This window comes from Kiloniella sp. EL199 (assembly GCF_900313065.1).
Taxonomy (GTDB): Bacteria; Pseudomonadota; Alphaproteobacteria; order Kiloniellales; family Kiloniellaceae; genus Kiloniella.
Window position 1 is genome coordinate 411,918 of sequence record NZ_OMPU01000013.1, and the last position, 16,150, is coordinate 428,067.

At 47.7% G+C, this 16,150-nt stretch carries 12 protein-coding genes; 8 read left to right on the top strand and 4 right to left on the bottom strand.

The genetic code is table 11. The annotated features are described in order from the left end of the window. Window positions 1-32 precede the first annotated feature (32 nt). A complete protein-coding gene (locus tag D9A03_RS16825) occupies window positions 33-1,253 on the top strand; it encodes an FAD-binding oxidoreductase (protein WP_120498360.1) in 1,221 nt (406 codons plus the stop codon). A 75-nt stretch (window positions 1,254-1,328) separates the two neighbouring features. Here D9A03_RS16825 and D9A03_RS16830 read toward each other — a convergent pair whose 3' ends face one another. Then, window positions 1,329-4,457, bottom strand: a complete 3,129-nt coding sequence (locus D9A03_RS16830) for an efflux RND transporter permease subunit (protein ID WP_120498361.1) — start codon at window positions 4,455-4,457, stop codon at window positions 1,329-1,331. Between the two features lie 2 nt (window positions 4,458-4,459). Next, window positions 4,460-5,569 (bottom strand): efflux RND transporter periplasmic adaptor subunit, encoded by a 1,110-nt coding sequence (locus D9A03_RS16835; RefSeq protein ID WP_120498362.1) that lies wholly within the window; start codon window positions 5,567-5,569, stop codon window positions 4,460-4,462. A 365-nt stretch (window positions 5,570-5,934) separates the two neighbouring features. Between D9A03_RS16835 and rpmI the strand changes: the two genes are divergently transcribed. The 6 genes from rpmI (at window position 5,935) to D9A03_RS16865 (ending at window position 11,708) form a co-directional block, all read left to right on the top strand. Then, window positions 5,935-6,135, top strand: a complete 201-nt coding sequence (gene rpmI / locus D9A03_RS16840) for a 50S ribosomal protein L35 (RefSeq protein WP_120498363.1) — start codon at window positions 5,935-5,937, stop codon at window positions 6,133-6,135. A 17-nt stretch (window positions 6,136-6,152) separates the two neighbouring features. Beyond that, complete coding sequence (gene rplT / locus D9A03_RS16845; protein ID WP_120498364.1) at window positions 6,153-6,509, top strand: 50S ribosomal protein L20; 357 nt, start codon at window positions 6,153-6,155, stop codon at window positions 6,507-6,509. A gap of 174 nt (window positions 6,510-6,683) precedes the next feature. Beyond that, window positions 6,684-7,094 (top strand): hypothetical protein, encoded by a 411-nt coding sequence (locus D9A03_RS16850; RefSeq protein WP_120498365.1) that lies wholly within the window; start codon window positions 6,684-6,686, stop codon window positions 7,092-7,094. 41 nt (window positions 7,095-7,135) lie between these two features. Continuing rightward, window positions 7,136-8,206, top strand: coding sequence for a phenylalanine--tRNA ligase subunit alpha (gene pheS, locus D9A03_RS16855; protein WP_120498366.1), 1,071 nt, complete (start codon window positions 7,136-7,138; stop codon window positions 8,204-8,206). 14 nt (window positions 8,207-8,220) lie between these two features. Next, window positions 8,221-10,629 carry a phenylalanine--tRNA ligase subunit beta gene (gene pheT, locus D9A03_RS16860; RefSeq protein ID WP_120498367.1) on the top strand — a complete coding sequence of 803 codons (2,409 nt, stop codon included), beginning with the start codon at window positions 8,221-8,223 and terminating at the stop codon, window positions 10,627-10,629. A gap of 350 nt (window positions 10,630-10,979) precedes the next feature. Next, window positions 10,980-11,708, top strand: a complete 729-nt coding sequence (locus D9A03_RS16865) for a hypothetical protein (RefSeq protein ID WP_162938216.1) — start codon at window positions 10,980-10,982, stop codon at window positions 11,706-11,708. Between the two features lie 8 nt (window positions 11,709-11,716). Here D9A03_RS16865 and D9A03_RS16870 read toward each other — a convergent pair whose 3' ends face one another. Both D9A03_RS16870 and D9A03_RS16875 read right to left on the bottom strand, forming a co-directional pair. Continuing rightward, entirely contained in the window at window positions 11,717-12,289 is a 573-nt protein-coding gene (locus D9A03_RS16870; RefSeq protein WP_120498369.1) for a nucleotidyltransferase family protein, read from the bottom strand. Between the two features lie 116 nt (window positions 12,290-12,405). Continuing rightward, window positions 12,406-13,992: an ATP-binding protein gene (locus D9A03_RS16875; RefSeq protein WP_120498370.1), complete on the bottom strand. Its 1,587-nt coding sequence runs from the start codon at window positions 13,990-13,992 to the stop codon at window positions 12,406-12,408. 256 nt (window positions 13,993-14,248) lie between these two features. On the opposite strand from D9A03_RS16875, the gene lepA reads away from it, so the two are divergent. Next, window positions 14,249-16,051 (top strand): translation elongation factor 4, encoded by a 1,803-nt coding sequence (gene lepA / locus D9A03_RS16880; RefSeq protein WP_120498371.1) that lies wholly within the window; start codon window positions 14,249-14,251, stop codon window positions 16,049-16,051. Window positions 16,052-16,150 lie beyond the last annotated feature (99 nt).

Sequence of the window (16,150 nt, forward strand, 5' to 3'; positions counted from 1 at the left end):
TATTATTGTTTTTTCCTATAGAAAGTGTAGCTATGGACAAAGCATCGACTGTAATTATTGGTGGCGGTATTCTGGGATGTTCTATCGCTTATCACCTTGCAAAACGAGGCGTTGAAGATGTTTTGCTGCTAGAGAGGCTAGATCTTGCTACAGCCGCGTCATCACAAGCGGCGGGGTTGATGTTTCAGATTTCCTCAAAACCGGCTGTTGATATTCTGAGTCGGCGTACTTTTTCTGTACTTTCTGAATTGGAAAATATCACAGGTGAAGCGCTTGATTTCAAAGCCGTGGGGACTCTTCGAATTGGGGAGAGTCTTGATAGCAAAGCAAACCTTGAACAACTATATGAGCGTGCTATCCGTGAGGGTATAGCGGCAAAGCAGGTAGACGCTGCATGGAGATCTCAGCATCTGCCTTGGCTCAGGGTTCAAGATGATGCGCTAACAACAGTTCATTTCAGTGAAGAAGGCTATATTGATCCTTATCGTTTGACACACGCCTATGCTAGATCTGCACGATCTTTTGGTGCACAAATCAAGCTTGGTGCAAATGTGTCAGGTATCAAGGCAACCAATGGCGTTGTCGTTGGTGTCGAGACTGACCAGGGGGATATCGCTTGTGAAAAAGTAGTTGTTGCAGCAGGCTCCTGGTCTAACTTTTTAACACTCTCGCTAGGCTGTGCGCTCCCCATGATCCCGACCCGAAGCCATTTCTGGATCGCAGCACCGGAAGATCATTTCAGTGATGAACAACCAATGACGGTCCATGCAGATGCCGGGGCTTATACCAGACCCGAAGTTGGCGGGGTGTTGTTGGGTGTCCAGGAACAGCATTCCCGTACCTTTGATTATAAAGATCTACCCAATGACATCACATCTTTCGCTGTAACGGAAGAGGGGAGTGAATGGGATGCCTTGATAGAGGCGGAGCAACGCGTGTCTGGTTTCTTTCCAAAACTTGAAGGGGCGCGTTTTGAAAGCTATATGGCCGGGCTCTCGGCCTATACTCCGGATGGGCACTTTCTTTTAGGCGAAACGCAGGCCGTTAATGGTGCTTTTGTCGCTGCAGGTTGTTGTGGTTCGGGGGTGATGGCTTCGGGAGGGATCGGGGATGCACTGGCTGAATTGATCATAGATAGCAAGTCATCTTATGATCTGAGTGCTTTTGATCTTAATCGATTTGGGCAGGTTGATCCCAGCTCGGAAGAATTTCAGCTTCTCTGTGCACAGGCACGGGCAAAGAAAGCGAAATGAAATAAGAAAAAGAGCCGAAGGTAATGGCCTCCGACTCTTTTTTTTAGAGTGTTTTCCTCTGCCTGATTGCTATTGTTAGCTTTCTTTTGTCTTCCATAACTTTTTGTTGGTTGCTTCACGCATGGACTGGAAGGCAACATAAAGCGGCGGAATGAAAAGAAGTCCGATTGATGTCGCAGCAACCATACCACCAAAAACAACAAAACCCACGGCGACGCGGCTGGCGGCCCCGGCCCCTGAGGCAAAGATCAGGGGCAATACACCAAGTATGAATGAAAGTGCTGTCATCATTACGGCTCTAAAGCGTAAACTTGCAGCATCAAGAGCTGCTTCTTTTATGGAAAGCCCCTCTTCGCGTCTGACCTTTGCAAACTCCACAATGAGGATGGCACTTTTACTCGCAAGCCCGATGAGCATCACCATCCCGATCTGGGCATAGAGGTTGTTGTCGAGGAAGGGCAAGAGTGCCATAGGCACCAAAGCACCAAAAGCGGCGAGAATAACGGAAACGATAACCGATAATGGGACGCTCCAGCTTTCATATTGAGCAACAAGAAAGAGATAGGCAAAGATAAGAGCCAGAGAAAAGATGATAACAATGTAGCCACCAGCTTCCTGTTCTTGTTTTGAAGTCCCTGTCCATTCAATACCATACCCATCCGGTAGCGCACTTGCCGCAGCACGTTCCAATGCTGCAATAGCATCACCACTACTATAACCTGTCGCTGGCGATCCGGTTATGGAGGCTGATTTAAACTGATTATAACGTGCGACAGATAATGGGCCGAGAATAGGCTCAATTTCGATGAGTGTCCGTAGGGGGATCATATCACCGTTATCGTTCCGAACATGTAAGTTATCTATATCTTCCAATCCGTCACGGAATTGCGCCTCGGCCTGTATCTGGACCCGATAAACCTTTCCATAGAGATTAAAGTCATTGATATAAGATGACCCAAGGTTTGCCTGTAGGGTTGAGAAAATATCTGAAATTTTAACGCCGAGAACGAGCGCTTTTTCCCTGTCTACTTCCAAAAAGAGTTGTGGGATATTTGCAGAATAGGTGCTGAACACAGACGTTAGTTCTGGTTGCTGATTGGCAGCAAACGCCAAACTGCGTACTGCTGCTGCAAGCTCTTGAGGTGTTCGCCCAAGATAGTCCTGAACCTGAGCTTCAACACCACCACTTGTGCCCAACCCCATAATTGGAGGGAGTGGGAAGGCAAAAGATTCTGCAGAAGCCAAGCCGGCGAGTTTGCCATTTATTCGTCCCAGAATGTTGTACCACTGGAGTTCAAATTCGGTTCGCTCTGACCAATCACTTAGAATGGGAATGAGAAGAGATGAATTTGAGGCTGCTCCTGATATTATACTGAAACCGGAGACAGAAATAACGTCCGTAACACCATCTTCTTCCAACAGCATATTTGTCACATCAGCGGAAACTTTATTTGTCCGCTCTAATGATGCACCATCTGGAAGCTGCACATTCACGAAGAACACACCTTTATCTTCCATAGGGATAAAGCCTGTAGGAACGATCTGGAACATATAAACCGTCACACCGGCAAAAATACCAAGCACTGCCAGCGAAATGGCAAGTCTTCTGATCATAAGGGCAACAACTCTGCTATAGCCATTACGGGTACGATCAACAAGATTTGCGAAAAGTTTCAAGGGACCTCGCGGTTCGCCACTGTCGGGTTTTAAAAGAAGTGCACAGAGTGCAGGTGACAGTGTTAGGGCGTTTATAGAGGAAAGAGAAACCGCAACGCAGATGGTTAATGAGAATTGTTTATAAAGTTCACCAGTAATGCCGGGCATGAATGATACAGGTACAAACACGGCCAGTAGCACCAGGGTTGTTGCGACGACAGGGCCCGTGACCTCTTTCATGGCCAACTTGGTTGACTCCGCGGCTGATTTGCCCGTTTCTTTCATGATTCTTTGGACGTTTTCAACAACGACGATGCTGTCATCCACCACGATCCCGATTGCCAGGATGATGGCAAAAAGCGTGATCATGTTTGCGCTGAACCCGACAACATAAAGGACTGCAAATGTACCAATAAGGGACACGGGTATTGCCAAGCTTGGGATCAGTGTTGAACGCCAGTCACTTAAAAAGAGAAAGGTAACACTGACCACAAGTGCAAAGGTAATGAGCAGTGTTTCAATAACTTCTTTAACCGAAGCGCGTACCGCATTTGTCGTATCATAGAGAATTTTGTACTCCATGCCTTGCGGAAAGCTTTCTGATAGCTGATCAAGCTCTGCATAGATGGCGTCTGCAACTTCAAGCGCATTGGCTCCGGGGGATTGATACACTGCGATTGCTGCTGATGGGGCGTTATTGAGTTTTGAAGCCGAGGAATAGCTCTGTGAACCAAGCTCAATCCGGGCGATGTCTCTTAATCTTACAAAAGAACCATCACGATTGGCTCTAATAACAATGTTTTCAAACTCTTCGACTGTTGTTAAACGTCCTTTTGCCTGGAGAGTATATTGAAACTGGGGTGTTCCTTCGTAAGGTGGTGCCCCCAATTGTCCTGCCGTGGCTTGAATGTTTTGATTCTCAATCGCTTCAGTTACATCTTTGGTTGTTAGTTCAACAGCTGTAAGGCGATCGGGATCAAGCCAGACACGCATTCCATAATCCAGTGCGCCGAACTGGGAGACACTGCCGACACCGTTAATTCTGGCCAATGAATCCTGAATATAAATAGAGGCATAGTTGCTCAGAAAGAGAGAGTCTTGGGAGTTATCTGGCGAAACCATGTTGATTACAAGAAGCATGGATGTTGACTGCTTCTGGGTGATAACGCCTTGTCTGGTGACTTCTTGCGGTAGAGATGAATTGGCTGTTGCGACACGGTTTTGAACGTTAACCGCGGCGATATCTGGATCAGTTCCAACCGCAAAAGTAATGGTTAGTTCGTAGCTGCCGTCATTACCGCTTGTTGATGACATGTAGAGCATATTGTCAACACCGTTGACTTTCGCTTCAATGGGGGCAGCGACAGATTGTTCAACAACGGTTGCATTTGCACCGGGGTAGCTGGTGGTTACTTTCACCTGTGGGGGGGTGATATCCGGGTATTCAGCGACTGGAATTGCATTAAGGGCAATGATACCTGCCAGAGATATTACGATGGAAATGACCAACGCAAACTTGGGGCGATTAATGAAAAAGGCTGAGAACACGATCAGGCTCCTTCTTCAACCGGATTGACAACCATATCAGGTTTTACCTTTTGGATGCCTTGCAAAATAATGCGTTCTCCTTTTAGAAGGCCGTCTTTTATGACCCAGTTGGTATCAACCTGTTCACCAACTTGGACACGCCGGATTTCAACTTTGTTGGTGCGATTTACCACCAAAGTGAAATATCCTTGCTGATCCTTTTGCACAGAGGCCTGAGGAATTACCAGCTCACTGCGCGTTTCTTTATTGCGGACAATTACATTGACGAATTGGCCAGGTACCAGAATGTGTTTGGGGTTTGGGAATATGGCTCGGGTAATGATCGAGTTTGTATTTTGATTCACTTCGGTATTGATAAAATCGAACCGCCCTTCACTTTCGTAAGGCTCTCCGTCCGAGAGAACAAGTGAGGGAATGACGGGCGCTTCACTTGACAGGCCTTTGCGTCGTTCTTGCAGAATTAATTTATCGCTGACTGGAACTGTGACATAGATTGGATCAAGGCTTGTGATTGTGGCAAGTGGTTCGCTACTGGAATTGACCAAGTTACCAACACTATAACGGGAACGGCTAATCTGTCCGTCGAGGGGGCTATGAATTTCCGTGTAGCTTAAATCGAGTTCTGCCCGGCGGAGAGCTGCCTTTGCCTGCATTACGGATGCTAGCGCAGAAGATTCACTTGCTTCTGAAGTATCCAGTGATGCTTCGGAGACGACTTTCTTTTTGCGAAGATCTTTTTTCCGTTTTAGATCAGAACGTGCGTTTTTCAGTGTCGCGTTTGCGCCGGCCAAATCTGCCTTGGCTTGTTCTACTGCGATTTGATAAGGCGCTTTTTCCAGGACGTAGAGCAAGTCGCCCTTCTTTATATTGGTGCCTTCTTTAAAAAGGCGTTCTTCAACAAAGCCCTCAACGCGTGCTCGCAGGTCAACTGTATTCACTGCTTCTACGCGCCCAATAAATGTGAGCTCAGGGGTGATATTCTGTTCCTGTACTGTTGTGACAATCACGCTAGGTGCAGGGGCGGAAGCGTCTTGTGCCGAGGCTAGTTGTGTCGTGATCATGACCGTTGATGCGAAAATCAAGACGGATGTTTTTGTGTTTAGAAGCTTCATGACTTGGCTCTCTTCATTATGGTCGAGCAACAGGCTCTGGCAAAAGTGTGGCAAAGGATAAGAGTGTAATGCAAGAAGTATAGAGTTAGACTGAATATTCAATTTCCCAGGGTACATTTTATATGTTTTATCTTATATGTTTTATCCTCAAAAATGTACCTATCTCTCTTATAATCTAGCGCTAATGGTAAAAAGATGTGAGAAAAGCGATCAGCGGTCTTTGTAATGAAGACTCCATATTTTGCCTATGTTAGAGCTTGCCAAGGCGGTTAAAGGGTACTATAAACCCCGCCATTGTCGGGTGGCATGTGCCAAAGGGTATGCCTAGTCACTCTGAAAAAGAACTTTATTTACAAGGAAAGAAAATGCCCAAACTTAAAACGAAATCTGGCGCGAAGAAACGCTTCCGCCTGACCGGAACCGGTAAAGTCGTTGCTGCTCAGGCAGGTAAACGTCACGGTATGCGCAAGCGCTCACAAACAATGATTCGTAACGCACGCGGTACGACGACGCTTTGTGAAGCGGATGCCCGCATCATCAAACGTAATTTCCTCGTTAACGGTTAAGGTGAAGGAAGTAGCAAATGGCTCGTGTTAAACGGGGCGTGACTGCGCGCGCACGCCACAAAAAAGTTGTTAAACTTGCTAAAGGCTTCCGTAGCCGTGGCAAAAACGTCTTCCGCGTAGCGGTACAGCGCCTTGAAAAAGGCTGGCAGTACGCATATCGCGATCGTCGTGTTAAGAAACGTACATTCCGCGGCTTGTGGATTCAGCGTATCAACGCTGGTGCCCGCATGCACGGTGTTACTTATTCTCAGTTCATGAACGGTGTTAAAAAAGCTGAAATCGGTCTGGACCGTAAGGTTCTTGCTGATCTGGCTGTTCGTGAGCCTGCTGCGTTTGCTGCTGTTGTTGAAAAGGCAAAAGCAGCTCTGGCTTAACGCACCCACGATTAGGCTTTATGACAGGGCAGCATCCGGTTCCGGATGCTGCCTGTTTGTCATTAAGGGCCTATGTTTATTCAAAGTTTCAGGATTACTTGAGCTTTGACATGATCTCCCAGCTTTGCTGGACTGCTTATTAACTCTATCTCGCCGATGACAGGATACTGTAACGTGATCTCTTCCTTGAAGATCTTCCTCCCTGTTTCTCTTTGTATTTTATTGCTTTCTGGTTGTTTTGATGCCGACGGCGCGACCAATGCTGAATACGCTGATGATATTGATGCTGTGCGGGAACAGGTCTTCAGTGGCCAAAGCAATGCTGATCTGGTGGGGGAGTTAGCTGGTCGTCATGGGAAAGTCACTTGGCTCGCAGGGCCATGGGATGATAAACAATCTGATCAATTGGTGTTGGTTAGTGCCAATATCCAGAAAAACCTGGATAACGCAAAACACGAACTAACACTCCTTTATCGTTATGACCGGGCTTCCAATAAGGTGAGCCTGGATAAGGTATTATTGGATGGCAAACCACAAAGTGTCATCGGTGGTGCCGTTGCAATGCTGGCTATGAAGCTGGAATAGAAAACGACTGAGTGGGGGCAACCCCATGAGCGGGAAGTAAAATGGATAATCTGGAAGAACTTCGCAGTGCCCTACTGCAAAGAGTAGAAGAAGCCTCAGATCTTGAAGCACTGGATACAGTGCGCGTTCAGGCCCTGGGTAAAAAAGGTGAAATTACCCAGCATATGAAAACGCTTGGAAGTCTTGCGCCGGAAGAGCGTAAAGAAGCAGGCCAGGCTTTTAACCTTATTAAACAGGCAGTGGCAGAAGCCATCGAAGTTCGCAAAACAACCCTGCACGAAGCAGCTTTGGAAGCTCGTTTGGCAGAAGAAAAGGTTGATGTGTCTCTTCCTGGACGCCCTTCTACAATCGGTAAACTGCATCCAATTAGCCAAACTCTGGAAGAGTTGGTTGCCATCTTTGGTGAAATGGGTTTCTCCGTTGCCGAAGGGCAGCATATCGAAGACGATTTCCATAATTTTACGGCATTGAACATTCCGCCTGAGCATCCCGCGCGTCAGGAGTTTGACACTTTTTATATGCCTGAGAAGGAAGATGGTAGCCGTCCGGTTCTTCGCACGCATACATCACCAGTACAAATTCGTTCCATGCAGAACACGACTCTGCCAATCCGGATCATTGCACCGGGACGTACTTTCCGGGCGGATCACGATGCGACACACTCGCCAATGTTCCATCAAGTCGAGGGTTTGGTGATCGACGAGAAAACCAACATGGGGCACCTCAAAGGCGTGCTGATCGAATTCTGTCGTGCCTTCTTCGGTGTGCAGGATCTTCCCCTGCGTTTCCGTCCAAGTTACTTCCCCTTCACTGAGCCTTCAGCTGAGGTTGATATCGGGTGTTCCCGTTCTGGCGGTCAGCTCAAGATTGGCGGTGGAGACGATTGGCTCGAGATTCTGGGCAGCGGTATGGTGCACCCAAAAGTTCTTGAGAACTGCGGCATCGATTCAACGAAGTATCAGGGTTTTGCTTTTGGTATGGGGATTGAGCGTATTGCCATGCTCAAATATGGAATTCCGGATTTGAGAACCTTTTATGATTCAGATCTGCGCTGGATGAAACACTATGGCTTCCTGCCAATGGAAATGCCTAGCATGGTCCGTGGTCTGTAAGGAGGTTTGAGATAATGAAATTCACACTTAACTGGTTGAAAGATCACCTCGATACAGATGCTTCTCTGGAAGCCATTGTCGAAAAACTTTCTCTCATTGGCCTCGAAGTCGAAGGCGTTGAAAATAAAGCTGACGAGCTAAAAGCCTTTAAAACAGCAAAGGTGATTGAAGCGGTTCAGCACCCAAACGCCGATCGTCTGCGTGTCTGCCAAGTTCAATCTGATGAAGGCATCAGCCAGGTTGTCTGTGGTGCGCCAAATGCGCGTACTGGCATGATCGGGGTATTTGCCCCTGTTGGCTCCTATGTTCCTGGCATCGATCTTACTCTAAAGGCAGGTAATCTCCGCGGCGAAGATTCAAACGGAATGTTGGTGTCTGAGCGCGAAATGGGCCTCTCTGATGAGCACGATGGTATCATTGATTTGCCCGAAGGCACTGAAGTTGGTGTGCTGATTGCTGAAGTTCTTGGCCTTGATGACCCGATCATTGAAATTGCCATTACGCCTAACCGTGGTGATTGCCTTGGTGTTCGAGGTGTTGCTCGTGATCTTGCCGCTGCAGGCATGGGAACACTCAAGCCACTGAAAGTTGAGAAGATCGAAGGCTCTTTCGATAGCTCTATCAACTGGAAAGCGGATGCAGCAGTAGCCGATGATGTGCCTTATGTAGCCGGACGTTACTTCCGAAACCTGAAAAACGGCCCAAGCCCTAAGTGGCTTCAGGAGCGTCTGCTTGCCATTGGCCTTCGTCCAATTTCAACCCTTGTTGATATTACAAATTACGTGTCCTTCGATCTTGGTCGTCCATTACACGTGTTTGATGCCGATAAAATATCTGGCAATCTGACCATGCGCTATGCCAAGGAAGGTGAAGAATTCCTGGCTCTGGATGAAGAGACTTACAAACTCTCAGATACCATGGTTGTGATCGGTGATGACAACGGTGCTCAAGGCCTTGGTGGCGTTATGGGGGGACTTGAGACCGGCTGTAGCGACGATACAACCAACATGTTCCTTGAGGTTGCTCTTTTTGATCCAATTTCAGTTGCCATGACTGGCCGTAAATCTGGCATTCTATCCGACGCGCGTTATCGTTTTGAGCGTACCGTGGACAGCCAGTCTGCTGACTGGGGCGTGGATGTTGCCACACAGATGGTGCTGGATCTTTGCGGTGGTGAAGTCAGTAACATAACCTCTGCGGGGGCAATCCCAATCGAGAAACGTACGATTGATCTTCGTCCAAGCCGGATCGAAGACCTCTGCGGTGTAGCGGTATCCAAAGAAAAGCAGATTGAGATCCTTTCCATCCTGGGCTTTGAAGTCTCTGAAAAAGGTGATCTGATTTCAGCTGTTGTACCTAGCTGGCGTCCGGATGTTGAGCTCGAAGCCTGTTTGGTTGAAGAGATTCTTCGTATCTATGGTTACGAGAATATCCCCGAGATACAGATGGCACCTGCAAGTTATCTTCCACAGGGCGTACTGACATTGGTTCAGCGTCGCGTGTCTAATGCGCGTACGGCTCTTTGCTGGCGTGGTTTGGACGAAGCCGTGACTTTCTCCTTCGTCTCTGCAGCACAGGCTGACCTGTTTGGAAGTGTTCCCGATAGTTTGCGCGTTGCCAATCCGATCTCTACCGATTTGGATACGATGCGCCCGTCTATTTTACCGACCCTTGTTGCCGCAGCTGCGCGCAACACGGACAGAGGTTATGCTGATAACGCTCTCTTTGAAGTAGGCCCTCAGTACAAGGATGATACGGCAAAAGGCCAACAGCAAATGGCGACGGGTCTTCGTTCTGGCAACATTGCTGAACGTCACTGGGAAAGTGCAAGCCGTGTCGTTGATGTTTTTGATGCTAAGGGTGATGCTTTGGCTGCGCTCTCTGCTGCAGGGGCACCTGTTGAGAATCTTCAGGTCTTCACCTCAGCACCGCCCTATTTCCACCCTGGTCGTTCAGGCGTTTTGGGACTCGGTCCTAAGAACGTTTTGGCTGCGTTCGGTGAATTGCATCCTCGCGTTTTGGAAGCTATGGATATCAAAGGTCCTGTTGTTGCATTTGAAGTTTTTCTGGATAATATCCCTCAGCCAAAAGTCAAAAAAGGCGAGTCAGGCAAGATCAAGCCTGCTTTGGAACTTTCGCCGTTCCAGTCTGTTGATCGTGATTTTGCTTTTCTGGTTGATGACAGTGTCGAGGCTGGGAAACTTGTCCGTGCTGTTAAGGGTGCGGATAAGAGCCTGATTACAGACGTTGTTCTTTTTGACATCTACAAAGGCAAAGGTGTTGAAGATGGGCAAAAGTCACTGGCCATTACAGTGACTTTGCAACCGCGGGACAAAACCTTGACGGATGAAGAGATCGAAGCAGTTTCCCAGAAAGTTATTGCTCAGGCCATGAAAGCAACAGGCGGTACTCTCCGAAGATAAGTCTTGTAAAATCCATCAAGAAGAAAAGCCCGATGAAATTTTGTCGGGCTTTTTTTGCCGAAATGGACTGGTCTCAAACATGCTAAATCAATAGAAAGTCAATTTCAACGCGGTGGGCTGTTGTTATGGGTTACTTTGTGTGATCCGAAACAAGAGGGGAAAACATTGAATATATTGAAAAAATATAGCTGAATTATATAGGGCTGTACTTTTTTCCTCTGGGTAAAATATTAGGGAAAAAACTTCTAAGTATATGATTATCTATCTTCTTTCTCATTGAAAAATAACACTAAATTTAGTGGCCTGATATTTGCTTCATAAAGACAAAGAGTTTTATGAGGTGGGAAAACGTGAGCGTAAATCTGGATGTTGTTTCTCTGAGTACCGGCGTCGGGCACGGGTTGCCAAATGCTGTTGCCCCGGTACCGAGTGACGAGCGCCTAACATCAGGTAGTAAGGCTAAAAAAGAAGAAAATACTAGCTCCGCAGCCTATGAAATTACCTTGTCTGACGAAGCAAAAGAACTTTTGGCACGCATGGAAGGCTCTGTTCGTCAGGTTGGTGATGTTCGCTTCGAAGATCTTTTGCCCGCAGAACAAAGTCGTATCCGGGATTTGGAAAGGCAGCTTAGCGAAATATTTGGTGAACAGCCGAATAAAAAGTTGAGCACGGACGAGAAGGAACAAATTGCCGCTTTGCGCCAAAGAATGAGCGATGTACTTGGCTTCTCGCCTACGGCAGTTGATCCCATGCATCACAACCTTGTTCAACGTTTGGAGGAAGAGGCAGACCGTATGCTTGCTGACCCTCAAAAAATCATGACCGAAAATGAAGAACGGCAATTAGCTGTGGTTTTCTCTCACCTTGAAAGTTTGCAGGGCGTTTCTGCGGTAAGTTATCAGGTTCCACAGGAGTTGGCTGATCATATTGATTCTCTGCAGGGGCAAGTTGATCAAATTTCGGGTGTTGCTGATGTTAAGGTTCCCGGTGCTGGAGAAATGCAGCAGGTTACAAAAATATTTGATGATCTCGCGGGCATCTATGATGGTGCTTTTCGGCGGATGATGAAGGTAAATTAAGTTATAGTCTAAAACTCGGTTTTTAAATCTGACCAGCGATCTTGCCACCGTTTTTTGTCTTGCCGAATTTTGAACTCAAACAGCTTATGTTCTTTGAAATAAGGGCAGGGTCGAACCTTCTTCTGATAAAGATCCTCTAGTCCAAAAGGATGTAGAAGCTCAATATCGTTTGCAACCGTTAGCCGAGCCGCGATTGCCGTCACCGTTTCTGGCCAATGTTGCAGGGCGTCATAACAGCTCTGATAGGGACGATCTCTGTTTACCTGATGCATTCGGGCTTGATTTTTGACGGACCATTTTCCAAAAATCGCCTCCACTTCTGGTGCTTCTGATTTCAGTTTCTCTTCGTAAACCTGTTCTGTTTTTTGTCGAGTGTCTTTCGGATCAAAATAGATGACATCAATGTCACTTTTAAGTGGTGGACGTTTGACTTTATGCAGATGATCCCAATAGGAATTACGTATTAATCCCGCCGCAATCCAGCAATCTGGCAGATCAAGACCCCTGATAATCTTCAGACAATCCATTATCTGTTTTGATGATTGTAGAAAATTAATCAGATGGGTGTTGCTGTTGGACACAGAATATCTCTTGTTATGCGACTGTTAACTCAAAAGGGTCGAATAGGGTTATCCAGGAGATGAGATAACAGTCTGAATTTCAGCCTTCGTCAAGGATGATTGGAGAGTAATGATGTCTAGCTCTCGCGAGATTGGGTTCGCCAGCGTTTGAGAGCATAGTTAATGTGGTTGGCATCAAAGCGGTCTTCTGCCCAGTTGTTGGCAAAGCTTGCGGTGTTACTCTCGGGAAGTTCTGTTGCCGAGAGTTCGTGGAACCTGATCCGTGTTGGGAAATTCACGCCTTCTCCTACCACGATTGCTTCCTGATTTCTAAGGGAGGGCAAAGATTTTAAAAGGCTGGATGATGATTGTGGCAAGGTGCGTTGCACAAACATCTGGTCACGCTCGTTGCTCATTCGCAGAGAAAACATTGTATTACATTGGGACAGGATCGTCTCGGAAAGCTCTGAAGGTCTCTGGGTGATTAGCCCGAGTGAAACACCATATTTACGGCCTTCCTTGGCAATTTGCTCAAGAGCTTTGCGTGTCGGGGCAAAACCGGAATTTTTATCATAGGGCACATAGCGGTGTGCCTCTTCGCACACTACAAGAATGGGAATAGGGTCATGCCTGTGTCCCCAGACCGCCAGATCAAACATAGTCCGGCACAGTAGAGACACCATGACATCAACAACTTCGGACGGTACACCAGATAGATCGAAGATGGAAACGGGTTTGCCATCATTGGGAATACGCATAAGCTGGGACAGGATATAGCTCATGTTATCGCGCAGGGCGACGTTTCCGAACATAAAGGCGTAGCGGCGATCCCCGCGCAGGTTTTCCAGACGGTTTTTCAGGCGCTGAAATGGTGCGAGTTGTTCCGGTTTACCCAACTGCCCCATCATTTCGTCAATGCGGTGGACAAGGTCTGATAGTTTGTAAGGAACAGGCGTATCAACGGTCAGTGTATTGGCATCCGTTCCCTGATCTCCCCAGTTCAGTTTCGCTGTCAGAATCGCATCTTTAAGGATACCCGCTTCAATATTGCGTGCGGCAGGCTCTTTGCTACAGAAAATCTCGACCGACTCTTCAAAATTCAATAGCCAATAGGGAAGGCGTAATGATTCGGGGCTGAGAGATTCTGCCTTGTCCTTGAAGGCCGCAGAATATTCGTTGTGGGGATCAATAAGAATGATATGTCCGCAAGGGTGGCTGTCGAGGATGGATTTCAGGATTACCGTCAGAGAGCAGGATTTTCCGCTACCTGTTGTGCCAAGGATAGCAAAGTGTTTGCCAAGCAGAGCATCGGTCATGATGTAGGCGGGTAATTTCTGTTCCTGAGACAGTGCGCCAACAGTAAAACAGGGCTTGTCAGGGCGAGCGTAGATTTCTGCCAACTCGTCGGTTTGGACGGGTTCGACCTCTGCTCCCAACACGGGAAAGCGGGAAACGCCACGCTGAAAGCCGGGAAGCTCGCCTTTGCCCGGATTGATCAGTTTCTCTCCCAGTAAATCAATGGACATAACCTTGACGTCATCTGGGCTTGGTGGGTGAGAGGGCTTGGGAATTTCCATGTCACTGATCAAGCCAAAGGCGATAGCCGTTTCCGATTGGATTCTGATCATTTCGCCGATTGTTGGTAGATCAACGTTTGGCGCAACCGAAGCCGACAGGCTGTCGCCGCTAATAGATGTGACATAACCGATGGTGTTTGTGGTCACGGGCAAGATTCCCTCAAGAAAAACATAACTGTTTCAATATTAGCGTGGAAAAGTTTACAGGGGATTTAAGAGGAAGGGGGAGAGCAGTCGGCAAGGCTTTTTGGCTTATGTGCGCAGAGATTTCGCACTGTATTTTATAGGGAAGATCTTGCGGATCCATTATTTTATGACTGCAACTCGGCTATGATGCAGAGAGAGATTGCGCATTCCGGCTTTAGGGCTTATCTTCCGCACGATTATTGATAGGCATGAAGTAATGGCTGACTTGAAACATATTCGAAACTTTTCAATTGTTGCGCACATCGACCACGGGAAATCGACCCTGGCGGATCGTCTGATTCAGCATTGTGGCGCGCTGAGTGATCGTGAAATGCAGGACCAGGTTCTGGATAACATGGAGCTTGAGCGCGAGCGTGGTATTACCATCAAGGCCCAGACTGTGCGTCTGAATTACAAGGCCAAAGATGGCGAGATCTATCAGCTCAATCTGATTGATACCCCCGGACACGTTGACTTCACCTATGAGGTCAGCAGATCACTAGCGGCCTGTGAAGGATCTTTGTTGCTGGTTGATGCGTCACAGGGTGTTGAGGCTCAGACGCTGGCGAATGTGTATCTGGCCATTGATAACGATCATGAAATCGTGCCTGTATTGAATAAAATCGATCTGCCCGCGGCAGAGCCCGACCGGGTTCGTGAACAGATTGAAGAAGTGATCGGCATTGACGCAACTGATGCGCTGACCGTTTCCGGAAAAACTGGCGAAGGTATCGAAGAAGTTCTGGATGCTATTGTTGAAAAGCTACCAGCACCAACGGGTAATCCGGAAGAGAAGCTGAAAGCCTTGCTGGTTGATAGCTGGTACGACAGTTATCTCGGTGTGATCACACTGGTGCGCGTGGTTGATGGCGTGATCAAACCGGGTATGAAAGTCCGTATGATGGGAACAGGAACCACGCATCTTGTGGATGCTGTTGGTGCCTTTTCACCCAAGTTGACCAAGCTGAAAGAGCTTCATGCGGGTGAAATCGGTTACATCACCGCGGGTATCAAACAGATTACAGATACCAAGGTTGGGGATACTATCACAGATGAAAAGAATCTGGCCCAAGAACCATTGGCTGGCTTTAAGCCGTCTGTGCCTGTGGTCTTCTGTGGCCTCTTCCCGATTGATGCCAACGATTACGAGATGCTGCGCGACAGCCTTGGCAAGCTGGCGTTGAACGATGCATCATTCCATTTCGAGCCTGAATCCTCTGCCGCGCTTGGCTTTGGTTTCCGCTGTGGCTTCCTGGGGCTTCTACACCTTGAGATTATTCAGGAACGTCTGGAGCGCGAATTCAACCTTGATCTGATCACGACGGCGCCGAGTGTGGTATACAAAATCCACATGACCGACGGGTCGCTGATGGAGCTGCACAACCCGGCTGACTTCCCGGATGTGGTCAAGATTGATCGCATTGAAGAGCCATGGATCAAAGCGAACATTCTGGTGCCTGATGACTATCTGGGACAGGTGTTGAAGCTCTGCGAAGATCGTCGCGGTATTCAACAGGAACTGACCTATGTGGGCAGTCGCGCCATGATCGTTTACAAGCTGCCGCTGAACGAGGTGGTGTTTGATTTTTATGATCGCTTGAAATCCATTTCCCGTGGTTATGCCAGCTTTGATTATTCTATTGAGGGCTATGAAGAGAACGAACTGGTGAAGGTTTCCATTCTGGTGAATTCAGAACCTGTAGATTCTCTGTCGATTATCGTGCACCGCTCGCAGGCGGAACCACGCGGACGTATCCTTTGTGAACGGCTGAAAGGCTTGATCCCGCGCCAGTTGTTCAAAATTGCCATTCAGGCAGCAATTGGCGGCAAGATCGTTGCCCGTGAGACGATTTCAGCCATGCGTAAAGATGTGACTGCCAAGTGTTACGGCGGTGATGTGTCACGTAAACGCAAGCTTCTGGAAAAACAGAAAGCGGGTAAGAAACGAATGCGTCAGGTCGGGAATGTTGAAATCCCACAGACGGCCTTCCTTGCTGCTCTTAAGATGGGCGATGACTAGCACCGTTGCTTTTTTGTGGCTTATCGTTTGATTTTTTGAACGAAAAATGCTCCACTTTTGAGGTATTTCATTACTCTAGTTTTACCTCGCTGGGTTTGG